Here is a 22,412-nt window from a genome sequence, read left to right on the forward strand (position 1 = left end):
CCAGCGTATTTGTTGCCCCGGGCAGCATTCCGCGCGTCGAGTTGGCACGAAGCACATCGGACGATCATGGGAGAGCGATTGCCCACGATCATGTGATCGGCGCCGCCACCGCTGTCGCAGCCGCCCACTAGGGTCTGCTCGGCGATCACCGAGGACATGCGAGGGACCCATGGGCGAGCGGCCGGTCGACAGGCTGGTGCTGATGGTGCTGGTCAACCAGGCACGCAAGGCCGCCGCCGCGGCGGACCCCGCGGCCCTGCGCGCCACCGCGCGGGACATGCTGCACCTGATCGGCGGCCGGGGCGGCGTCGGCGCGCTCGCCGCCGCCGACGTCGCGGTGCTGGACGGGATCTACGACCAGGCGTTCCCGCTCACCGACCCCGCCGACCCGGCGGACGTGCTCGACGCACCGTGGCCGACCACCGGCCGCCTGGCGGCGGCGCAGCGGCTGGCCGACGTGCACCACCTCACCGGGGACCGGCTGGACCCGCTGGTCGACACCGCGCTCGACCGCGGCGACCACCGCCTGCTGCGGGTCGTCGCACGCACGCCGCTCGGCGTGGTGGACACCGTCTCGCGGACAATGCTGGCCGACGCGCTCCAGGCGGCCGGCCTGCTCGACGACGAGCTGGTCGAACTGCTGGCCCGGGACCCGCGCCTGGCCCGCAGGCTGGCGGATCCGCGCGACCCGGTGGTCGCCGCGGCCACCGCCGACCGGTTCCGCCCGGCCTGCGACGACCGCCTGTGGGAGCTGACCTCGGCACCGGACGTCGACTGGGACCGGCTGCCGACCACGCCCCCACCGCGCGGCCTGCGGTTCGTGCTGCGGGCGCTGGACTTCACCGGCCACTGGCGGGTGGCCCGCCATCTGGGCGCGGCCGAGCTGACCGTCGCCGAGCGCGCCGAGCTGGTGGAGCACCTGCGCGGGCAGCCGCGGCAGCGGCAGGAGTCGGCGTTCACCATGCGCCTGCCGGCCGGGGACGCGCAGGCGCTGCTGCCGCTGCTGGGCCTGTCCGGCGCCGCGCGGCTGCTGCAGCTGGTCCAGGCCGGTCAGGCACCGAGCCGGGTGGTGCGCAACGACCGCGCCGCGATCCTGGCGGCGGCCGCCGAGGCCGGTGCGGACAACGCGCGGCGGCTGCTGGAGCTGGCGCCCAACGACGTGGTCGCGGCGGCCCTCGGCCTGCGCCGCAAGCAGATCATGGCGCGCGTGGCCAAGCACTCGCCGGTCGGCATCACCGCGTACGGCATGCTGCCGCCGGAGGCGGGTGAGTCGGTGCTGGACCGCTGGGTGGCGCTGCGCGAGCTGCGACGCCGTGGCGTGACGGAGTTCACCGCGCCGGAGCGCCGCCGCCAGCACGCGGTCGCGGTGGACGTCGCGCTCGACCACCTGGCCCAGGTCGGGGGGTATGCCGACGCCGCCGCGCTGGACGCCGCCGGGGAGGCGCACGCTCCCCTGCCGCCGGCGCCCGTGCTCCAGGTGGGGGCGTACACGGCGACGGTCGGGTTCCTCGGGCCGGAGGCCGCGGTCGTCGCGGCGAAGGGCGCGCGGGCGCTGAAGAGCCTGCCCGCGGCGGTGCGCGCGGATCCGGGCCTGGCCGCCCTGCGCGAGCGGCACGAGCTGCTGCGGGGCGAGAGCGCGCGCCTGTGCCGGCGGCTGCACCGTCTCATCACCACGGCGGAGTCCCTCCCGGCCGCGGAGCTGTCCCGGCTGCGCGCCACCCCGGCCGGTGCCGGGCTGCTGCCGCTGCTGGTGTGGCAGGACGCGGGCGGGCGGTTCGGCTGGCTCGACGACGTGGACACCTCGGGTCCGGTCACCGCGGCGCATCCGGCGGCGCTGGCCGCGGCCGGGCTGCTGACCGGCCGGCAGGCCGAGGCGGCGCGGCTGCGGCTGTGCCAGCCGGTGCCGCAGCTGTTCCGGGAGTGGTTCGCGCCGACGCCGGCGGAGGCGGCGGGGCAGGCGACCAGGTTCACCGGCCGCGTCATCGACGGCGGCGCGGCGGCCCGGGAGCTGGCGGTCCGGGGCTGGGCGCTGCACGACGCACCGGCCGCCCGCGCGGTGAAGCGGTTCGCCGCGCACACGGCGGTGCTGCACGGCAGCGTGCCCGGCCACTGGGGCGCGGGTGACGTCACCTTCGACCGGCTGGAGTTCCAGGACGCCGACGGCGCCGTGCCCGCGGACCGCGTGCCGGTGGTGCTGTTCTCCGAGGCGGTACGCGATCTGGAGCAGGCCGCCTGGTCGGGGCGGCGCGGCGTCGACGACTACGCGACGGGCCTGGCCGGGTCCCGGGCCGCGCTGCTGACGGCCACGCTCAGCCAGGGCGGCTCGGACCGGATCAGCGTCGACGGCGACGCCGCCGTGATCCACGGCTCGCGGGCGCGGTATCAGGTGCACCTGGGCACCGGCGCCGTCACCGTCGACGGCGGACCCCGGGTGCGCGAGCTGCCGTACGCGTTCGGCGAGTCGCTGCACGCCGCGGTGTTCCGGCACGTCGCCGACGGGGGCCAGGCCACCACCCGGCTGCTCAGCCGCATCCTGTGGCTGGCCGGGGACGAGCACCTCGACCGGTCGACGCTGGAGGCCCTCGGGCTGGTGCGGCCGGGCGCGACCCGGTGCGCCACCTGCGGGGGCCTGCACCCGAGCCGCTAGCCGGGCCTCGCGGGCAACATGAAGCCGAATCGTGCAAGATAGCCTGGTTAGCCGAGCTTCAGGCCGGGTACAGCGGCCTTGCCAGCCGCGTCGGAGAAGGGATTCACATGGCGGATGCGGTCACCGTCGACGAGCTTCATCCAGGTGATCACGCCTGCCTGACCTTCACGGACCCCGACGAGCGACTCGACCTCGTCGCCGAGTTCGTCGCGGACGGCCTGCACCGGGGACAGCGCGTCATCTGCTTCACCGACTCGCTCACCCCCGACGAGCTGGCCGCCGAGCTGGCGATGCGGGAGGTGGCCGCGGTGGCGGCGATCGACCGCGGTCAGCTCACGCTGTACGCCAGCCACGACGCGCCCGCCGCGGAGGGCGGCGCGACCGCGGAGCGGATGGTCGCGCTGATCGCCGCGGAACGGCACCGGGCCGCGCGCCGGGGCGTGCCGGGCCTGCGCGTCAGCGCCGACATGTGCTGGGCCGGGCGGCCCGTCGCGATCGACCAGCTGGTGACGTTCGAGCGGCAGGCGGCGAGCCTGTTCACCGACGGCCGGCTGACCGCGATCTGCCAGTACGACCGGGAGACGTTCGACTCGGTGACGCTGGCCTTCGCCGCCGACGCGCACCACAAGACGATCGCCGCGCTGGCGTACCACGACACGCCGCTGCTGCGGATCTGCCGCCAGCACCGGCCGCCCGGCGTGCGCATCGCCGGGGAGATGGACTACACGCACCTGGAGCCGCTGCGGCAGGCGCTCACCGAGGCGCTGCGCCTGGACGACAACATCCACCTCAACCTGACGAAGCTGCGCTTCATCGACGTCACCGCCGCGACGGCCGTCGTGCAGGCCGCGCTGACCATGCCCGCCCAGCGGCGGATGGTGGTCAGCTGCCCGGGCCCGGTGGCGGCGGTCTTCGAAGCGGTCGGCGCCGGGCAGGCCGCGCAGATGTCCCTGCAGAGGCAGTCATGAACAGCGCCGACCCGGTGCAGGATCCGTCGCGGCCGATCGCCCGGCCCGCCGGGCTGGACGTCGAGTTCGTCGCCGACGACCTGTACACGCTGCGGGCCGCGGTCAACGCGCACGCGGCCGAGTTCGGGCTGGCCGAGGCGGGCCTGAGCCGGCTGCTGGTGGTGGCCACCGAGCTCGCCACCAACGCGATCCGGCACGGCGGCGGGGCGGGGCGGCTGCGCCTGTGGCGGGCCGACGGCGCGATCTACTGCCAGGTCAGCGACGCGGGGTCGGGCATCGCCGACCCGGTGCGGGCCGGCACCGAGCTGGTGCCGCTCAGCGAGCACGGCGGGCGGGGGCTGTGGGTCGTCCGCCAGTTCACCGACGGGTTCGACATCACCGACGGCCGGCCCGGCGCCATCGTCACCGTGAAGATCACGATCTGAGGCGCGTCAGCGCGCCAGGCCCGCGTCGTGGGCCAGCAGGGCGACCTGCACCCGGTTGTTCAGCTCCAGCTTGAGCAGCAGCCGGGAGACGTACGCCTTGACCGTGGCGACGCTCATGTGCAGCCGCGCGCCGATCTCCGCGTTCGACAGGCCCTGGCCGATCGCGACCGCGACCTCCCGTTCCCGCTCGGTCAGCCGGTCGAGCTGCTGCTGTGCCCGCCTCGCCCGGACCGCGCCCGTGCCGTCGGTGACCTGGCTGATCAGCCTGCGGGTGACCGACGGCGACAGGATCGGCTCCCCCGCCGCGACCCGGCGCAGCGCCCGGACCAGCTCCGCGGGCGGGGTGTCCTTGAGCAGGAACCCGGCCGCCCCGGCGCGCAGCGCCCGCAGCACGTGCTCGTCGGCGTCGAACGTGGTCAGCACCACCACGTCGGGTGCGTCCGAGCGGCGGCGCAGCAGCTCGGTGGCGGCCAGCCCGTCCATGCGCGGCATGCGGATGTCCATCAGCACGATGTCCGGCCGGTGCGCGTCCACCGCCGCGGCGACCTCGGTGCCGTCGGCGGCCTCGGCCACCACGCGCATGTCGTCCAGCCCGGCCAGCATCATCGTCAGCCCGGCGCGGACCAGGGGATCGTCGTCGACGATCAGCAGCCTGATCATGCGGGCCACGGCTGCCAGGTCCAGAGCCGGAAGTCGCCGCCGTCGGTGCGGCCGTGCTCGATCCGGCCGCCGGCCAGCGACACCCGCTCGGCCAGCCCGATCAGCCCGGTGCCGGTGCCCGGGATACCCGGCCCGTCGCCGAGCGGCGCCCGGCTCAGCACCTCCACGGTGATCCCCTCCTCGGGTCCGCCGCCCACCGCCACCTGCACGGTCGCGCCGGGGGCGTGCTTGCGCGCGTTGGTCAGACCCTCCTGGACCACGCGGTACGCGGTACGCCCCGCGTGCGCCGGGACGGCCGCCGGCTCGGGCAGGCGCTGGGACAGCCGCACCCGCATCCCGGCCGCCTGGGACTCGCCGACCAGCTCCGGCAGGTCGGCGAGGGTGGGCTGGGGGCGATCGGGCTCGGTGTCGGCGTCGGCGGCTCGCAGCACGCCGATCACCTGCCGCAGGTCCTGCAGCGCCTGGTGCGCGCTGTCCCGGATGACGCCCGCGGCGCGGGCCACCTCCTCGGGCGGCGCGTCGGGCCGGAACTCCAGCGCCCCGGCGTGCAGGCTGAGCAGTGAGATCCGGTGCGCGAGCACGTCGTGCATCTCGCGGGCGATGCGGGTGCGCTCGCGCTGGCGGGCCTGCGCGACGCGCTGCTCCTGCTCGGCCTCGGCGCGCTCCGCACGCTCGCGAAGCGACTGCACCAGCTGGCGGCGGGCCCCGATGAGCAGCGCCCATCCGGTGACCATGGCGAGGATGGTCCAGGTCCACAGCACCGCGAACCCGTAGCCGAACTCCTTGTCGGGATAGATCACCAGGTACGGCAGCACAGCGGTGCCCTGCAGCGCGGCGATCACGAGCACGGTCCGCGGCCGGCAGCGGGCGCCGACGGTCAGCAGCGAGATGATGCCCGCCCCCGCCGACAGCGGCGAGAACGTGCCGGCCAGGGCGGTCAGCACGGCCAGAGCCACGGGGAAGCGGCGACGCCAGTACAGGGCGACGCACAGCAGCCCCGCGACCACCAGGTCGGCGAACGCGATCAGCTCCGGTGGTCGCATCGACCGCGCGACCACCTCCACGTCGTACACGATGAGCCCGAGGAAGCCGGCGAGCACCACGCAGCCCAGGTCGGCCAGCCGGTCGCGCAGCGAGCGCCGCACGTCGCCGCGCAGCTCGCCGCAGAGCAGTCGGCGCAGGGGGTGGTCGGGGGCGTTCGCGCTCGTCATGGTGCGTCCCAGGGTACGGGCGGGCGCCTGCGGGCGGGTACCGACTTTGGTCTACGCCACGGGTGGACCGAAGTCGCCACGCGTCGCCCTGCGGCCGCTGCGCGGCGGGGCCGGTCCCGCCGACGCTGGTACGCATGATCGAGGTCGCTCATCTCACCAAGCGCTACGGCGCGCAGGTCGCCGTCGACGACGTGTCCTTCACCTGCGAGCCGGGCACCGTCACCGGCTTCCTGGGCCCGAACGGCGCGGGCAAGTCCACCACCATGCGGATGATCTGCGGGCTCACCCCGCCGACGGGCGGCCACGCCACCGTCGCCGGGCAGCCGTACCGGCGGCTGCCGAACCCCGGGCGCGAGGTGGGCCTGCTGCTGGACGCCTCGGCCCAGCACCCCGGGCGCACCGGCCGGGAGACCCTCGCCCTGGCCGCGCAGCTGCTGGGGGTGCCCGCGAGCCGGGCGGGCGAGCTGCTGGCCCTGGTCGACCTGTCGCCCGCCGCCGCGCGCAAGCGGGTCGGCAACTACTCGCTGGGCATGCGCCAGCGGCTCGGCCTGGCGCAGGCGCTGCTCGGCGGCCCGCGGGTGCTGATCCTGGACGAGCCCGCCAACGGGCTGGACCCGGAGGGCATCTACTGGATGCGCGGCCTGCTGCGCGACTTCGCCGACCGGGGCGGCACGGTGCTGCTCTCCTCGCACCTGCTGCGCGAGGTCGAGGCCGTCGCCGACCGGCTCGTCATGATCGGCAAGGGCCGGATCGTGGCGCAGGGCGCCAAAGACGACCTGCTGGCCGGATCCGGGACGCGGGTGCGGGCACTGGACCCGGACGCGCTGCGCCACGCGCTGGCCGCGGCCGGGCTCGCCCACTCCCCCGCACCCGGCGGCGCGCTGCTGGTCGACGGGGACGCCGAGGCCGTCGGCCGGGCCGCCGCGGCCGCCGGGGTCGTGCTGCTGGAGCTGGGCTCCCGTGGCGCGCACGGCCTGGAGGAGATGTTCCTGAGCCTCACCAACGGCACCACCACCCCCGAAGGGACCGCCCGATGACCGTCACCGCCCCCGCCCCGACCGGCACCCCGATCGCGGCCACGACCCCGGTGCGCCCCATCTCGCTGTGGCGGCTCACGCTCGTCGAGCTGCGCAAGACGGCCGACACGCGGGCCGGCGCCTGGCTGCTGGCGATCGTCGCGCTGCTGGCCGCCGCCGTCGTCGTGGTGATCATCACGGCCGGGGACGCCACGGACCTGACCTTCCCCGGGCTGCTCGCGCCGACCCTGCTGCCGGCCGCCGTGCTGCTGCCGGTGCTCGGGGTGCTGTCGGTGACCAGCGAGTGGTCGCAGCGCACCACGCTGACGACGTACGCGCTGGTGCCGCGGCGGATGCGGGTCGCGGCGGCGAAGCTGCTGGCCGCACTGGTGCTGGCCGCGCTCGCGTACGCCGCCTGCCTGGCCGCGACCGCCGCGGCGCTGCCGTTCGCGGACGGCGGCACGGACCCGTGGCGGGTCCCGGCGGAGTTCCTGGGCCGGGCCGGGCTGTTCCTGGTGGTGAACGTGCTGCTCGGGGTGGCGTTCGGCACGCTGCTGATGAACTCGGCGCTGGCCGTGGTGCTCTACTTCGTGCTGCCGATCGCGTGGAGCATCCTCGGCGAGATGGTGACCGCGCTGCACCGCCCGGCCGAGTGGCTGGACCTGTCGGTCACCTCCGGCCTGCTCCTGGAGCCGGTGATGACCGACCGCGACTGGGCCCGCCTGGGCACCTCGGCGGCGGTGTGGATCCTGGTGCCGCTCGCGCTCGGCCTGGTCCGCCTGCACCGCCGCGAGATCAAGTGACCGCACGACCGGCCGCTAGATCAAGCGATCGTAGGACCGGCCGCGAGACCGAGTGATCGCGTCGCCCGGACGATGACCGGATGACCGCGGTGAAGAAGGGCCGGATCCGGTCCTTCTTCGCCGCGCCCGCGGCGTCGCCGCCATCGGGTCAGGGCAGCCGGTGGCGGGAGAAGAACTCCCAGATCAGGTCGGAACCCGCGACCGGGTGCTCCACCGCGTTCGGCCACTCGTGGCCCATCGTCCGGAGCGCGTAGACCACGTGCTCGGTGCCGTTCGCGCAGGACGCCACCTCCCGGTCGGCGACGCCGCGGGCGTTGCGCACGGTGGTCAGCTTCGGCGTGCCGCAGCCCGCCGCGGCGCGCCAGCCGTCGTTGGTGGCGCTCCACGCCGACGCGATCAGGTCCCGGCCACCCTGGAAGGTCAGCACCGACACCCGGTTGTCCGGGCCGAGCGGGGACTGCCAGGCCGGGACCGGGTCCATCTTGCCGCTGACCGGTGCGATCGCCGCGAACCGGCCGGGCAGCTCGCGGGCCAGCCGGTAGCTGAACGCGGCGCCCGCCGAGAAGCCGGTGACGTATACCCGGGCGCGGTCGGCCCCCCAGACCGAGACGAGGTGGTCGATGAGCCCGGCGAGGAACCCGACGTCGCCGCTGCCCGGATCGCCGACGGTGCCCACGTCCCACCGGTTGCCGAAGCCCTGGGGGTAGACGGCGAGGAAGCCCGCCCGGTCCGCGACCGGGTTGAACCCGCTGCGCTGGGCCACCTCGGCGCTGGTCCCGGGCTGCCCGTGCAGCACCAGCACCAGCGGCAGGCCCGGCCGGTACGCCGGCGGCGCGTGCACCGTGTAGTCGCGCCGGACTCCGCCGTGCACGATCGCCTGCGCGTGCTCGCCCGGTCCCGGGTTCTCGGCGGGCAGGCTGATCTCCGGGGCCGGCGGCGGCGTGGGCGGTGTCTCGGCGGTGGAACCGCAGGCGGTGAGTACGGTGACGATGCCCGCGAGGGCGATGACGCGTTTCACGGCGGACCCCTGTCTCCCGTCGCAACTATGTCAGAGTTGACATGTCAGAAGTTACATAACAAGGAGGCCCCATGGGAGCCGGCGACGGTGACGATTCGGCAACGGCGTCCGGTTCGACGCTGGGCTACGCGCTGCTGTCCCTGCTCACCCGCGGCCCTGCCACCGGTTACCAGCTCTCCAGTCAGGTGAAGGCGCCACTGGGGCACTTCTGGACGGCCAAGCACAGCCAGATCTACCCCGAGCTGGCCCGGCTCGCCGCGGCCGGCTGGGTGAGCGCCGTCGAGCAGGCGGGCCCGGGGCCGCGCGCGAAGAAGACCTACGAGATCACGCCGGATGGGCTCGCCGCGCTGCGGGCGTGGCTGGTCGTCCCGCCCGTCGCGCAGCCCCGCAGCGAGATCACGCTGAAGGCGTACGCCGCCAACAGCGGCGACCCGGCCGCGATGGCCGCGCTCTACGGGCAGCTCGCCGAACGCGCCGAACGCATGCTGGCCGAGTACGAGCAGGACGCGGCACGCATGCGCGAGGCGGGCATGGACCATCCGGCCCATCCCCGGTTCGGCAACTACGCGGTGCTGCTCATGGGCATCGAGTCGCAGCGCACCGTACGCAGCTGGGCGGCCTGGCTCGCGGCGTCGCTGCACGGCGGCGAGCGGATCCCCTACGGCGGGCCGTCCGGCGCGCGGGACAATGGATATTGAGTGGTCGAACCGTGCCGCGCTCGGCACACTCCTGTGTCGGCACCGACGACGGGGGGAACACCACGATGCCATTCCAGACCATCACCGGCACCGCGGCGCCGCTGCGGCTGTGGGCCGATCCGGCGGCCGTGGACGAGCGGGCCATGGCGCAGCTGCGCAACGTGGCGGGCCTGCCGTGGACGCACGCGGTCGCCGTGATGCCCGACGTGCACGTCGGCATCGGCGCGACCGTGGGCTCGGTCATCGCGATGCGCGGCGCCGTCGCCCCGGCCGCGGTGGGCGTCGACATCGGCTGCGGGATGACCGCCCAGCTGACCTCGCTGCGGGCCCACGAGCTGCCCGACGACCTGTCGAAGCTGCGCTCGGAGATCGAGAAGGCGGTGCCGGTCGGCATGGCCCTGCACAAGCACTCGGTCGACGTGGACCATCTGGCCACCGGCCTGCGCGGCTGGCACCGGTTCTGGACCGACTTCGACGACCTGTCCGCGCCGCACGTGCTGCGGCGCAAGGGCCGGGTCATGCAGCAGCTGGGCACGCTCGGCGGCGGCAACCACTTCATCGAGGTGTGCCTCGACGGCGAGGACCGGGTCTGGCTGATGCTGCACTCGGGCTCGCGCGGCATCGGCAACGACCTCGCGCAGTACCACATCGCCAAGGCCAAGGACCTGCCGCACAACGCCGACCTGCCCGACCCGGACCTGGCCGTCTTCGTCACCGGCGAGCCGACGATGGAGGCCTACCGCCGGGACCTGTTCTGGGCGCAGGACTACGCCCGGCGCAACCGCGCGGTGATGATGGCGCTGCTGCGCGACGTGGTGCGCCGGCGGTTCACGAAGGTCGAGTTCGAGCCGGAGATCTCCTGCCACCACAACTACGTGGCGGAGGAGGTCCACGACGGGCAGGAGCTGCTGGTCACCCGCAAGGGCGCGATCCGCGCGGGCCGGGGCGACTTCGGCATCATCCCGGGTTCGATGGGCGCGTCGTCGTTCATCGTGCGCGGGCTGGGCGCGGCCGAGGCACTGCAGTCCGCCTCGCACGGCGCGGGCCGCAAGATGAGCCGCACCCAGGCGCGCAAGCAGTTCAGCGTGCGGGATCTGGCCGCGCAGACCGCAGGCGTGGAGTGCCGCAAGGACAGCGGCGTCGTCGACGAGATCCCGGCGGCGTACAAGGACATCGACGAGGTCATGGCGCAGCAGTCCGATCTGGTCACCGTGGTGGCCCGGCTCAAGCAGATCGTCTGCGTCAAGGGCTGAACCGGCGACCACCAGGGCACTTCGGAGATGCCCTGGTGGTCGAAACCGGACAGTAAATGCGCGGACGAGCGCCGCCGCCGACGGTAACGTGCCGATCCATGGAACTGCGGGCGTACGAACGGACCGACGACGAGGCGCTGGACCGGGTGTGGCGCGCGGCCCGCGCCGTGGACGGCGACGTGTCGCTGCCCGGCCCGGGTGACCTCGGCGCGTCCGGGCTGGTCGCCGTCGCGGACGGGGACGTCGTCGGCTACAGCCGCCTGGACCGGTGGACCGAGGCCGACGGCACCGAGATGTTCCTGGTGACCGGCTGCGTGGACCCCGCGCACCGGGGCCGCGGGCACGGCACGGCGCTGCTGCGCCGCCAGGAGGCGCAGGCGGTCGCCATCGGCGGCGCGACCCCGCAGGCGATGCTCGGCGGCAACGCCGACGAGGGCCACGCCGACGCCCAGGAACTGCTGCGCGACAACGGGTACCAGGTGGCGTTCACCCTGGTGCGGCTGCGCCGCCCGGTGACCGCCGTGCCGATCCCGCCCCTGCCCGACGGGTTGCGCCTGCGCCCGGTGCGGGCCGAACACCATCCGGCGATCCACGCCGCGATCGACGAGTGCTTCACCGGCGACCGCCTCGGCTTCGTCACGGTGGACTACGACGAGTACCTGGCGGGCGTGTCCGACACCGACCTGTGGGTGGTCGCCTGGGACGGCGACGAGGTGGCCGGCCTGGTCGTCAACGAACGCGAGGACGACGGCGTGGTCGACTCCCCCTGGGTCGCGGTGCGCCCGGCGTACCGCCGCCGGGGCCTGGCCTCGGCCCTGCTGGCCCGCAGCCTCGCCTCGATGCGCGAGCACGGCGTCACCACCGCCTGCCTGCGCACCGTCGCCGAGAACCCCCACGGCACCGTGTCGCTCTACGAGCGGGCCGGCTACCAGGTGGTGCAGCGCCTGCCCCGCTTCCGCAAACCCCTGCACCCCTGACCCGCAAGGAAGGGCACCTTCTTAACCCTATGTGTAGAAGAAGGTGCCCTTCTTGACCCGTCCGACCTTGACCCGCGCATGCCGGGCGGCCCACGATATAGCGCATCCATTTAGATGCGTGAGATCCTCCGCCACGAGCGGTGGATCGGATGGGGAGTCACCATGCGCGCCCTGCGCCAGCTTCTCCTACCCCTCTGCGCCGCGATGACCGTCGCGCTTTCCGCAGCTCCCGCCGGTGCCGCGCCCGCGGCCCCCGCACCGGCCGCCGGCATCCCCGCGGCCCTGGACACCCTCGCCCGCCAGGTCGCCGTGGCACTGTCCGACGGCGCGCTGCGCCAGCGGCTCGGCGCCGCGCTGCTGGCCGGACCGGTCGACCTGGCCACCCTGCGGGCGGGCGCGGCGCCGAGGGCCCGCATCCGGGCCGCCGAGGAGGCGGTACGCACCGCCAAGGGCCTGCCCGCGACCGTGGGTTCGCTGCTGCGGGCCCGGCTGGCCGCCGACACGATGCGCTCCGCCCTCGCCTCCGGCGCGACCCCGCTGGTCGCGACGGCGCCGAGCGACGACGAGGACGCGGCCGTCGTCGCGTACGCCCCGGACGGCCGCCGCGTGCTGCTCGACGCCCACCGGGCGCCCGCCCAGCCCGTGATCGTCATCGAGGTGGACGTGGCCAGGGCACTGCCCGCCGGGCTCGACGTGGTGCGCGGTGAACTCGCCCGCCGCGGTCTCACCGGCGCCGCCCCGGCCCGGACCGCGCTCGCCGGCGGCTACTGGGCCACCAAGGTGAACGCGGTGCGCCTGGCCGACGACGAAGAGCCCTGGATCAAGGGCGCGGCCGAGATCTACAGCATCGTCGGCGGGTTCGGCCTCGACGGCAAGGCCCGGGTCGACATCGTCCAGATGCCCTATCTCGACAACGACGGCACCACCTACCACCCGAACCAGCTGCTGGTCCACTTCTCCGCCTACAAGTACGACCTCGCCGACGTGGTCATGATGGAGGACGACGGCGACACCAACTACCAGCAGCTCGCGCAGGCGATCGCCACGGTGCTGCTGACGGTCCTCGACGCGGGCGTCTACCTCCCCCTGGTCGACCCGATCCTGTCGGCGATCCCGACGTCCTGGTGGACCGACGACCCCGACTACGTCGACTCCTGGTACACCCTGTCCACCGGTAGCAGCGGCCGCCTCCACGGCGCCTCCGGCAACGGCTGGCTGGACGTCGCTCCGTACTGGGTGCCCGAGCTGTGAGCCGGGCGGCCCGCCCGGACCACCCCGGTCGGGCGGGCCGCACCACCCCGGCGAGACATGCCGTGCACCGCGCCGGCGCATAGGCTGGAGATGGCGCTCCCGCCGCGGACCGGCACGGCCCGACGCCGCCGGAGGTGACCCATGAACACCCCGCTCCCCGCCCCGATCGTCGTCGGCCTCGACGGCTCCGCCTGCTCCGAGCTCGCCCTGGACTGGGCGGTCACCGAGGCCCGGCTGCGCCGGGCGGCCCTCAAACTGATCTACGTGGTGGACGCCGTCGCCCCACGCGGCGCGTTCGGCTACCTCACCGACGAGGTGACCGCGTTCGGCGACGACCTGCTCGCCACCGCCCGTGACCGGGCCGCCGCCCGGCAGGTCCCGGCGTCGACGGCGATCGTCTGCGACGACGCCGCGCACGGGCTCATCAAGGAGGCCAAGGACAGCACCATGCTCGTGGTCGGCAGCCGCGGCCACGGCGGCTTCCACGACCTGCTGCTCGGCTCGACCAGCCTGCAGACGGCGATGCACGCCCACTGCCCGGTCGCCGTGATCCGGCCGCACACCGCCCCGGCTCCCGACGAGGGCCGCCGCGTCCTGCTCGGCATCGACGGCTCGCCGCGCTCGGCGGCCGCCACCGGGGTCGCGTTCGACGAGGCCCGGCTGCGCGGGATCGGCCTGACCGTGCTGCACGCCTGGGTCGGCTCGCTCAGCGAGGCCACCGCGGGTCTCGGCGGGCAGGACGGGCTCGAGGTGCGCGCCCGGATGGTGCTGAACGACGCGCTGGCGCCGTGGGTGTCGCGCCACCCCGACGTCGACGTACGCAAGATCGTGGTCAAGCAGCCGCCTGCGCGGGCGCTGGTCGACGCGTCCGCCGAGGCCGAGCTGGTCGTCGTCGGCTGCCGGGGCCGGGGCGGCTTCACCAGCCTCGTGCTCGGGTCGGTCAGCCACGCCCTGGTCCACCACGCCGCCTGCCCGGTGCTGGTCGTGCACGAGTGAGCCGCCTCAGCGCAGCGTCGGCACCGCGCCGTCGCCGGCCGGGTCGACCCGCACGCCGGGCAGGTCCGCGCACCACCGCCGGGTGAGCGCGGCCAGGTGCTCGGGCTCCGCCGCGGCGCGGCCCAGCCCGATGGCGTACCGGAGCTCGCGGCCGGCGCGCCACGGGCGCGGCCAGGCGTGCGCCTGCGCGAATCCGGCCTCCTCCAGCGTGGTGAGCAGGGCACGCATCCGGCCGCGCACCCGCCCGTGCAGGTCGTCGTCGTCCGGCACGGTCACCACGGCCCAGTGCGCGTGGCGGCGGTGCAGCGGCGGTGGCGCGACCAGCTGCGCCCAGCTCTCGGCACCGGCGGTCTCCAAGGTCTCCCACGCCTGGTAGAGCTCCTGCATCAGCAGGTCGAGGCCGCCCGGACCGAGCTGCGCGGTGCACGAACGCACCGGCGCGGTCGGGGTGAGGATCGTGCCGGCCGGGTACGCGCCGCCGGGCTCGCCGTCCAGCGCGACCGGACGCCGCCAGTCCCAGGCGGCCCAGTCCTCGAAGAAGCGGCGCAGCAGGTCGGCGGGGCCGTGCTCCGGCGGCGCCGCGGTGACCGTGCGGGCCGCGAGCACCGCCCAGGCCAGTCCGGGCAGCCCGCCGAACGGCGCGCAGTCGAGCCCCTTCGCCCTCGCCCACGCCTTGACCTGGCGCGCCAGCAGGGCGAACGCCTCCTGCCGCCGGGCCACCGCGGCGAGCACCGCGTCGGCGTCGCCGACCGCGCTCAGCGCGACCGCTGCCGCCTCCCCGAGCCCGGTCCGGCGCGCGACGGCCTCGGCGGGGTCGAGGTCACCCGTGCCGACGAGCACCAGGTCGACGTCGACGCCGCCGCAACGCAGCCGCAGGCCGGGCACTCTCGCGCCGGTCACCTCCCGGATGCCCGTGGCGGCGGGCAGCGCGGCGACGACCCGCGCGGCGACGTCGGCCGCCGTCACCGTGCCGGCCCGCACCGCGACCAGGTCCAGATCCGCGCCGGGCAGCGCGCAGCCCATCCGCCGCGACCCGACCACGTGCACGCCACCACCGAGCGCTGCGTTGAGCGCCGCGACGACCGCACCGGCTTGATCGGCACCCGCCGGGTCGGCACCCGCCCTGCCGGAGCCCGGCGGATCCGAGCCCGCCGGATCGGCGTCCGTCCGCCCGAAGACCGCCGGGTCGGAACCCGTCTGATCGGTGGCGGGTGGGTCGGGGAGCCAGTGCAGGTCGCCGGTGCCGAGGGTCAGCACGGCGCGCGGGCGCATCGGCTCGTCGCCGCGCCGCGACAGCAGGACCAGCTCACCGACCTGCGCGGACATGCCGTCCAGGCGGGCGGCGCAGGCGGCGGCGACCCGCTGCACGTCGCGGGCGCGGCCCAGCGTCAGGTGCGGGGTGAACCCCTCGCCGCGGCCCCGGCAGCGCGGGAACCGCTCGCGCAGCCCCTGCCACAGCCGCGCCCACGGCTCCTCGCCGGCGGCGGCCGGGTCGAGCCAGACCGTGGCGTCGTCGCGGTGGCCGAAGGTGTGCACGCCGTCCAGCCGTACGCCGAACGGCGCGGTCCGCGCGGCGACAGCCGCCAGCAGCGGCGCGGCCCGCTCGAAAGCGGACTCGGGCACGAATCCGAACAGCACGTTGACGTGCGGCGGCCAGCGGTGGAAGGACGGGTCGTACGCCTGGCGCAGCTCCTGCAGCGCGGGCCACAGCCGCTGCGGCGGCAGCCAGGCCAGCGCGGTCCGCGCGGTCGGCGCGACGTCGAGCGCGTCCGTGTCGCCGGGGCAGGCCAGGTCCACGGCCAGCCCGAAGTGGTCGGACGGGAACAGCCCGTCCGGCTGCGGCCGGTCCCCGAGCAGCGCCGCGTGCTCGGCCCGCAGCCCGCCGCGCAGCAGCACCCGGTCCAGCCGCCGCGCCTGGCCGGACAGCGACGAGACCGCCGCGAGGGGGTTGACGGCGGGGTCGAAGGTGGGCGTGTCGTCGCCCGGCCCGTGCACCAGTGACCACGCGTCGGCCAGGCCCAGCATCGCGGTCGGGGTGTCGCCGCCGTCGTTGAAGTCGCCGGCCAGCACGAGGTCCGCTCCGACGCCGGACAGGCCCTCGGCCAGCATGGTCAGCTCGCCCTGCCGGCGCAGCGCGCCCTCGCCGGATCGGTCGCTGCTCAGGTGGGTCGCCGCCACGACGAGCGGCCCGGCCGCGGTGTCGACCGTGACGGCGGCGACGGCCTTGTGCGGGCCGAGCCGGTGCCAGCCCGCCTCGCGTACGGGCAGCCGGCTGAGCAGCAGCAGACCGCCGCCGTCGAGGTCGGCCGGGTCGGCGGGGTCGCCGCAGAGCGTGTAGCGCTCGCGCACCCACGGCTCGCGCAGCAGCAGGTCCAGCAGGCCGGGCTCGGCCTCCTGCAGCGCGATCACGTCGGCGTCCGCCTCGCGCAGCGCCGCGACCAGCAGCGGGCGGCGGCGCGCGGTGTCGATGCGGTCGCGGTCGTAGCGGTCCCACAGGGTGTTCCAGGTGAGCACGCGCAGCCGGTCCGGCCCGGTGCCGGCGGCCGGTGCGGGCACGGCGGCCCAGCCGCGCGACGGGTGCCAGGCGTGCGGCGTACGCGGGGTGAAAAACGGCGCGGGCAGCAGGCGCTGCTCGCGTACCCGGCCCGCGTCGGCGGTGTCGAGCCGGTCGATGCCCGCGGCGCGGTCCCAGACCACCTCGCCGTCGGCCTCGACGAACAGGATCCGGTGCCACGGGATGTCGCCGCCGGGCGTGAACGCGGGCAGCGGGACCCGCTTGGGCGCGGCGCCGCGCTGCTGGACGCCCAGCACGAACCGCTCGGGGTCGAACCGGGGGTCCCAGCGGACACGGTGGTAGATCTGCTCGCTGGTGTGCATGCCGATCCGCGTCCCCTCGCCGGTGATCGGCTACGAGTATGGACCGCTCCCGGGCGCGCGCACACCGTATTTCCGGGCCCCGCGATCGGCATATATCCGGCCTGAGCTGGGAAGATTGAGGCGGAGGCCGGCGCACCCGGTCGGCCCGAACATGGGGGTGACCACGATGTCGGGTAACAAGACCGTCGTCTACCACGGCCCCGGGAACGTTTCGGTCGAAGATCTCGACTACCCGAAGCTGGAACTCGACGAGCAGCACCGCAAGATCAACCATGGGGCGATCCTCAAGGTCGTCGCCACCAACATCTGCGGCAGCGACCAGCACATGGTCCGCGGCCGCACCACGGCGCCGGAGGGGCAGACCCTCGGGCACGAGATCACCGGCGAGGTGGCCGAGGTCGGCTCGGACGTCGAGTTCATCAAGGTCGGCGACCTGTGCTCGGTGCCGTTCAACATCGCCTGCGGCCGCTGCCGCATGTGCATGGAGGGCCACACGGGGGTATGCCTCAACGTCAACCCGGCGCGGGCGGGCGCGGCGTACGGCTACGTGGACATGGGCGGCTGGCACGGCGGCCAGGCGCAGTACGTGCTGGTGCCCTACGCCGACTTCAACCTGCTGAAGTTCCCGGACAAGGACCGGGCCATGGAGAAGATCCTGGACCTGGCCATGCTGAGCGACATCTTCCCGACCGGCTACCACGGCTGCGTCAGCGCGGGCGTGGGCACCGGCTCGACGGTGTACATCGCCGGCGCCGGGCCGGTGGGGCTCGCGGCGGCGACCTCGGCGCTCCTGCTGGGCGCGGCGGCCGTGATCGTCGGGGACCTGAACGACCAGCGGCTGGCCCAGGCCCGCAGCTTCGGCTGCGAGACCGTCGACCTCAAGAGCGACGCCTCGCTGGCCGACATGATCGAGCAGATCACCGGGGAGCCCGAGGTCGACGCGGCCGTCGACGCGGTCGGGTTCGAGGCGCGTGGCCACGGTGAGGGCGCCGGCGAGGAGCCCGCGACCGTGCTCAACGACATCATGTCGATCGCCCGCCCGGCGGCGCGGCTGGGCATCCCGGGGCTGTACGTGACCGGCGACCCCGGCGGCAAGGACGAGGAGGCGAAGGTCGGCAGCCTGCGCGTACGCATCGGCCTGGGCTGGGCCAAGTCGCACAGCTTCGTCACCGGCCAGTGCCCGGTCAAGCGCTACAACCGGCAGCTGATGATGGCGATCCTGCACGACCGCACGCACATCGCGCAGAACGTGCACGCCACCGTGCTGCCGCTCGACGACGCACCGAAGGGCTACACCGACTTCGACCACGGCGCGGCGAGCAAGTACGTGCTCGACCCGAACAAGATGCTGGTCGGCGCCGGCGTGTGACGGCTACATCGCCACCGCGGTGCCGGCGCCCTGGGCACGCGCCCAGGCCACCACGACCGACGCGGCCGCCACGTCGAGCGCGCCGTGCCCGGTCGACTTGAACACCGTCAAGCCACCCCGGTCGTCGCGGCCGGGGTGGCGCCCGTCCAGCACCGCCCCGAGCAGCGTCACCCGCTGCGGGTCGACGCCCTGCAGCTCGTACGCCCCGGCGGGCGGCGGGGAGCCCGCGGCACCGGGCCACTCGGCGAACAGCGCACCGTCGGCGATGACCGCGGGGTCCAGCTCGTGCCCGTGCGAGCCGCCGACCGAGCTGACGTGCGCGTCCCGGGCGAGCCAGGCCCGCGGGAACACGGGCTCGCGCGCGCCGGTGCAGCAGAACACCACGTCCGCGCCGCGCACCGCCTGCTCGATCGAGTCCACCGTCGCCTGCGGGTGGGTGTCCGCGAGCGCACGGGACCGGTCGGCGTCGCGCCCGGCGACGGTGACCGGCACCGCCGGGTGCAGTGCGGCCAGCAGCGCGACCTGCGCCGTCGCCTGCACGCCGGTGCCGATCACGGCGATGCGCCCGGCGGCGGGGGCCAGGGCGCGCATGCTCAGCGTCGCCGAGGCCGCGGTGCGTACGGCGGTGATCGGCTCGGCGTCCAGCAGCGCGAGCGGGCTGCCGTCCGCGTGGTCGAACAGCGCGACCAGCCCGCGGTGGCTGCTGCGGCCGGGCGCGCCGGGGGTGGCGAAGACCGAGACGAGCTTGGCGGCCAGGCCGAGGCCGGGCACGTACGCCGGCATCGCGCCGAGCAGCCCGGCTGGGGCGTGGGCGGCGATGCGCGGCGGCGCGGACACCTCACCCCGGCTCAGCGCGACCAGCGCGGCCGCCACGGCGTCGAGCACCCGCGCCGGGTCGAGCCCGGCCCGGGTCTGCTCCTTGTCGAGCACGAGCACCTGGCTCATCGGCGTCTCCCCTGGTGGTTGGGCACGGACGCGCGGCTCATCGCCCGCCTCCGGTCGTGGCGCCGTCGGGCGCGGCGAGTTCGGCGAGCACCCCGGCGAGGTGTGCGGTGGCGGCGGCGAGGTGCTTCTCCAGCTCGGGCAGCCGCTGGCGGCCGAACTCGGTGTCCGGGCCGACGAGGGTGACGGCGCACAGCGGCGTGCCCTTGACGGTGGTCACCGCGCGGCTCACCGAGGCGACGACCTTGTCGTTGCGACCGCGCTCGACCGCGAAGCCGGTGTCGCGCACCCGGTCGAGGTCGGCGCGCAGCTCGCCGAGCGGGTGCCCGGCCGCTTCGGCGACGGCGAGATACGGCGCGCGGGCGCCGTCGGGCAGCTGCGCGACCAGGGCCAGCGCCCCGGCGAAGCGGTGCACGGGCAGGGCCTCGCCGAGCAGGTCGCTGATCATCGCGAGCCGCGCCGGGCGCACCACGTCGATCACCCGGGACCGGTCGGCCTCCAGCACCTGCAGGTTCACCATGAGCCCGGTGTCGGCGGCGAGCCGCTCCAGCACCGGCCGGCACAGCGCGCCCAGCGAGCGCGTCGCGGCCGCGCGGGAGACCTGCAGCGCGGCGGCGCCGGGCAGGTAGTGCTCCCCGGCGCGCTGCACCCAGCCGCGCCGGACCAGGTCGAGCAGCACCCGGTAGGCGGTGGCGCGGTGCAGCCCCACGGCCTGGGCCAGCTCGCCCAGCCGCTGCGGCCGGTCGGCGCGGGCCACCGCCTCGATGAGGTCGAGCGCCTTGTCGACCGCCGTGCTGGCGGATCTCGGCACGGGTCGCCTCCTGGGGTACAGTGCCATGGACGTTGCGTTGAACGATACAGACGTTACAACAGATGTAACAAGGGAGCACCGATGGCCCACCTCGACGAGCCGGCACCCACGCCGTACGCGCCCCCACCGACCGGCACGGTCACCGTCTACCGGGGCGGCACCCTGCTCGACGGCACCGGCGCGGCCGCCCGGCCCGGCACCACGATCGTGGTCGACGGCGCGACCATCGCGGCGGTGCTGCCCGACGCCGAGGTGCAGACGCCCGCCGGCGCGGACGTCGTCGAGCTCGCGGGCCGGTTCGTCATCCCCGGCCTGATCGACGCCCACCAGCACCTCGCCACCCCGCCCAACCGGGAGGCCGCCGAGGCGGCGCTGCGCCGGCAGGTGTACGGCGGCGTCACCGCGATCCGCGACATGGCCGACGACCTGCGCCACATCGCCGACCTCACCCGCGGCACGCTGGTCGGCGAGATCGCGGGCCCCGACATCCACTACGCGGCGCTGATGGCCGGACCCGGCTTCTTCGACGATCCGCGCACCTGGCAGGTCTCCCAGGGCGAGACCCCCGGCCACGTGCCGTGGATGCAGGCGATCGACGACGACACCGACCTGGTGATGGCGGTCGCACTGGCCCGCGGCACCCACGCCAAGGCCGTCAAGGTGTACGCCGAACTGCCCGCCCACCTCGTCGCCGCGATCACCGCCGAGGCGAAGCGGCAGGGCATCGGCGTCTGGGCGCACGCCGCCACGTTCCCGGCGACGCCCGGCGAGGTCGTGGCCGCGGGCGTGGACGCCGTCTCGCACGTCACGCTGATCGCCCAGGAGGCGGCGGGCGAGCCGCTGACGTCGTACAAGACGAAGCCGGTCATCGACGTCGAGCGGCTGGTCCGCGACGGCGACCCGCGGCTGGACGCGCTCTACGCGGCGATGGTCGAGCGCGGCACGGTGCTCGACGCGACCGCGAGCATGTGGACGTTCCTCGGCGAGCAGGCCGGCGACGCCGACGCCAAGGCCCGCGCGCTGGCCAACGACACGCTGTCGGCCAAGCTCACCGCGGACGCGTACCGGGCCGGGGTGCGGCTCGCGACCGGCACCGACTACGAGACCGAGCCCGCGGAGCCGTTCCCGTCCCTGCACCTGGAGCTGCGCTACCTGGCCGAGCGCTGCGGCATCCCCGCCGCCGAGGTCATCCGCTGCGCCACGCAGGTCGGCGCGATCAGCATGGGCGCGCAGGACACCACCGGCACCGTCGAGGCGGGCAAGCTGGCCAACTTCGTGGTGCTGGCCGCCGACCCGACCGTCGACCTGGCCAACCTGAGCACCATCGAGTACACCGTGAAGCGCGGGCACCGCTTCGACCGGGCCGACTACGACAAGGGCATGCAGTGAGCACCGACTACATGATCATCAACGCGCTGGGCATCCTCGACAACCCCAACGCCGCGCACTCGCTGGCCGCCGCGCACAAGCTGAGCCAGGACAGCGACGACCTCACCGTCGACGCCCGCACCATCGCCGACGCGCACGCCTCCGGCCTGACCGCGGTCAATATCACCCTGGGGTACACCCTCGGCGACGCCGAGCCGTACCCGCACACCCTGCACGAGATCGGGGTCTGGGACCGGATCATCGCCGACAACCCCGGCGACCTGGTCAAGGTGCTCACCGCCGACGACATCCGGGCCGCGCACCGCGACCGCCGCGTCGGCATCATCTACGGCTTCCAGAACGCCGTCGCCGTCGGCGACGACCTCACCCGCGTCAAGCAGTTCCACGACCTGGGCGTACGCGTCATCCAGCTCACCTACAACCAGGCCAACCACATCGGCGACGGCTCCATGGCGCCGCAGAACCGCGGCCTGACCGCGTTCGGGCGCGAGGTCGTCGAGGCGCTGTGCGACAGCCGGATCATGGTGGACCTGTCGCACAGCGGCGAGCAGACCTGCCTGGAGTCGACCCGGCTGGCGAGCCTGCCGGTGTCCATCAACCACACCGGCTGCCGCGCCCTGGTCGACCTGCCCCGCAACAAGACCGACGAGGAGCTGCGGCTTGTCGCCGAGCGCGGCGGGTTCGTCGGGATCTACTTCATGCCGTTCGTCAACGCCACCGGCCATGCCCGCGCCGCCGACGTCGTCGACCACATCGTGCACGCCGTGAACGTGTGCGGCGAGGACGCCGTCGGCATCGGCACCGACGGCACCGTCACCACCCTCGACGACCTCGACGCGTACCGGGCGCGGCTGGCCGAGCACGTCGCGCACCGGCAGGCCGCCGGGGTCGGCGCGGCCGGCGAGCGCGCCGACACGTTCCCGTTCGTCGAGGACCTGCGCGGCGTCGACCAGTTCCACAAGCTCATCCGCCTGCTGGAGCAGCGTGGCATGCGCGCCGGCCGGATCGAGAAGATCATGGGCGCCAACTTCCTGGCGTACGCCGACCGCATCTGGGCCTGACCGCCGGACGGGCTCCCGCCCCGGCCGCGGGGTGGGAGCC

The 22,412-nt window shown here is 74.9% G+C and carries 19 protein-coding genes; 13 read left to right on the top strand and 6 right to left on the bottom strand.

Annotated elements, in window-relative coordinates; translation table 11 throughout:
* Positions 1 to 169: 169 nt before the first annotated feature.
* The 3 genes from AB0J67_RS06960 (at position 170) to AB0J67_RS06970 (ending at position 4,040) form a co-directional block, all read left to right on the top strand.
* On the top strand, positions 170 to 2,647 hold the full coding sequence (locus tag AB0J67_RS06960) for a DUF4132 domain-containing protein (RefSeq protein ID WP_363477214.1): 2,478 nt from the start codon (positions 170 to 172) through the stop codon (positions 2,645 to 2,647).
* 107 nt (positions 2,648 to 2,754) lie between these two features.
* On the top strand, positions 2,755 to 3,615 hold the full coding sequence (locus AB0J67_RS06965; protein WP_363477217.1) for an MEDS domain-containing protein: 861 nt from the start codon (positions 2,755 to 2,757) through the stop codon (positions 3,613 to 3,615).
* Positions 3,612 to 4,040 carry an ATP-binding protein gene (locus AB0J67_RS06970; protein ID WP_363477220.1) on the top strand — a complete coding sequence of 143 codons (429 nt, stop codon included), beginning with the start codon at positions 3,612 to 3,614 and terminating at the stop codon, positions 4,038 to 4,040. Before AB0J67_RS06965 ends, AB0J67_RS06970 begins: the two co-directional genes overlap by 4 nt.
* Before the next feature lie 6 nt (positions 4,041 to 4,046).
* Here AB0J67_RS06970 and AB0J67_RS06975 read toward each other — a convergent pair whose 3' ends face one another.
* Both AB0J67_RS06975 and AB0J67_RS06980 read right to left on the bottom strand, forming a co-directional pair.
* Positions 4,047 to 4,700 (bottom strand): response regulator transcription factor, encoded by a 654-nt coding sequence (locus AB0J67_RS06975; protein ID WP_363477223.1) that lies wholly within the window; start codon positions 4,698 to 4,700, stop codon positions 4,047 to 4,049.
* A complete protein-coding gene (locus tag AB0J67_RS06980; RefSeq protein ID WP_363477226.1) occupies positions 4,697 to 5,911 on the bottom strand; it encodes a histidine kinase in 1,215 nt (404 codons plus the stop codon). Before AB0J67_RS06980 ends, AB0J67_RS06975 begins: the two co-directional genes overlap by 4 nt.
* A gap of 134 nt (positions 5,912 to 6,045) precedes the next feature.
* Between AB0J67_RS06980 and AB0J67_RS06985 the strand changes: the two genes are divergently transcribed.
* Together AB0J67_RS06985 and AB0J67_RS06990 are read left to right on the top strand one after the other, a co-directional pair.
* Entirely contained in the window at positions 6,046 to 6,948 is a 903-nt protein-coding gene (locus AB0J67_RS06985) for an ATP-binding cassette domain-containing protein (RefSeq protein WP_363477229.1), read from the top strand.
* Complete coding sequence (locus tag AB0J67_RS06990; RefSeq protein ID WP_363477232.1) at positions 6,945 to 7,730, top strand: ABC transporter permease; 786 nt, start codon at positions 6,945 to 6,947, stop codon at positions 7,728 to 7,730. The genes AB0J67_RS06985 and AB0J67_RS06990 overlap by 4 nt, the downstream gene beginning before the upstream one ends.
* A gap of 148 nt (positions 7,731 to 7,878) precedes the next feature.
* Here the strand turns inward: AB0J67_RS06990 and AB0J67_RS06995 are convergent, their stop codons facing one another.
* Positions 7,879 to 8,748 carry a PHB depolymerase family esterase gene (locus tag AB0J67_RS06995; RefSeq protein ID WP_363477235.1) on the bottom strand — a complete coding sequence of 290 codons (870 nt, stop codon included), beginning with the start codon at positions 8,746 to 8,748 and terminating at the stop codon, positions 7,879 to 7,881.
* Between the two features lie 71 nt (positions 8,749 to 8,819).
* On the opposite strand from AB0J67_RS06995, the gene AB0J67_RS07000 reads away from it, so the two are divergent.
* From AB0J67_RS07000 to AB0J67_RS07020, 5 genes are all read left to right on the top strand, one after another.
* Positions 8,820 to 9,446: a PadR family transcriptional regulator gene (locus AB0J67_RS07000; protein WP_363477238.1), complete on the top strand. Its 627-nt coding sequence runs from the start codon at positions 8,820 to 8,822 to the stop codon at positions 9,444 to 9,446.
* Between the two features lie 65 nt (positions 9,447 to 9,511).
* Positions 9,512 to 10,699, top strand: a complete 1,188-nt coding sequence (locus tag AB0J67_RS07005; RefSeq protein WP_363477241.1) for an RtcB family protein — start codon at positions 9,512 to 9,514, stop codon at positions 10,697 to 10,699.
* A gap of 98 nt (positions 10,700 to 10,797) precedes the next feature.
* Positions 10,798 to 11,676 carry a GNAT family N-acetyltransferase gene (locus tag AB0J67_RS07010; RefSeq protein ID WP_363477244.1) on the top strand — a complete coding sequence of 293 codons (879 nt, stop codon included), beginning with the start codon at positions 10,798 to 10,800 and terminating at the stop codon, positions 11,674 to 11,676.
* A gap of 162 nt (positions 11,677 to 11,838) precedes the next feature.
* Positions 11,839 to 12,927 carry a DUF3103 family protein gene (locus tag AB0J67_RS07015; protein ID WP_363477247.1) on the top strand — a complete coding sequence of 363 codons (1,089 nt, stop codon included), beginning with the start codon at positions 11,839 to 11,841 and terminating at the stop codon, positions 12,925 to 12,927.
* Between the two features lie 141 nt (positions 12,928 to 13,068).
* Entirely contained in the window at positions 13,069 to 13,923 is an 855-nt protein-coding gene (locus AB0J67_RS07020) for a universal stress protein (protein WP_363477250.1), read from the top strand.
* Positions 13,924 to 13,929: 6 nt separating this feature from the next.
* On the opposite strand, the gene AB0J67_RS07025 is transcribed toward AB0J67_RS07020, so the two are convergent.
* Positions 13,930 to 16,800, bottom strand: a complete 2,871-nt coding sequence (locus tag AB0J67_RS07025) for a poly(A) polymerase (RefSeq protein WP_363477253.1) — start codon at positions 16,798 to 16,800, stop codon at positions 13,930 to 13,932.
* Positions 16,801 to 16,966: 166 nt separating this feature from the next.
* Between AB0J67_RS07025 and fdhA the strand changes: the two genes are divergently transcribed.
* Complete coding sequence (gene fdhA, locus AB0J67_RS07030) at positions 16,967 to 18,169, top strand: formaldehyde dehydrogenase, glutathione-independent (RefSeq protein WP_363477256.1); 1,203 nt, start codon at positions 16,967 to 16,969, stop codon at positions 18,167 to 18,169.
* A gap of 3 nt (positions 18,170 to 18,172) precedes the next feature.
* Here the strand turns inward: fdhA and AB0J67_RS07035 are convergent, their stop codons facing one another.
* Both AB0J67_RS07035 and AB0J67_RS07040 read right to left on the bottom strand, forming a co-directional pair.
* The gene (locus AB0J67_RS07035; RefSeq protein WP_363477259.1) at positions 18,173 to 19,114 is read right to left on the bottom strand and encodes an NAD(P)-binding domain-containing protein; all 942 of its coding nucleotides are present in this window, start codon (positions 19,112 to 19,114) and stop codon (positions 18,173 to 18,175) included.
* Positions 19,115 to 19,151: 37 nt separating this feature from the next.
* Positions 19,152 to 19,922 carry a helix-turn-helix domain-containing protein gene (locus tag AB0J67_RS07040; RefSeq protein ID WP_363477262.1) on the bottom strand — a complete coding sequence of 257 codons (771 nt, stop codon included), beginning with the start codon at positions 19,920 to 19,922 and terminating at the stop codon, positions 19,152 to 19,154.
* An 81-nt stretch (positions 19,923 to 20,003) separates the two neighbouring features.
* Between AB0J67_RS07040 and AB0J67_RS07045 the strand changes: the two genes are divergently transcribed.
* The gene (locus AB0J67_RS07045) at positions 20,004 to 21,311 is read left to right on the top strand and encodes an amidohydrolase family protein (RefSeq protein WP_363477265.1); all 1,308 of its coding nucleotides are present in this window, start codon (positions 20,004 to 20,006) and stop codon (positions 21,309 to 21,311) included.
* A complete protein-coding gene (locus AB0J67_RS07050) occupies positions 21,308 to 22,372 on the top strand; it encodes a membrane dipeptidase (protein ID WP_363477268.1) in 1,065 nt (354 codons plus the stop codon). The genes AB0J67_RS07045 and AB0J67_RS07050 overlap by 4 nt, the downstream gene beginning before the upstream one ends.
* The last annotated feature ends 40 nt before the right edge of the window (positions 22,373 to 22,412 follow it).

Source organism: Catellatospora sp. NPDC049609 (genome assembly GCF_040675365.1).
Lineage (GTDB): Bacteria > Actinomycetota > Actinomycetes > Mycobacteriales > Micromonosporaceae > Catellatospora.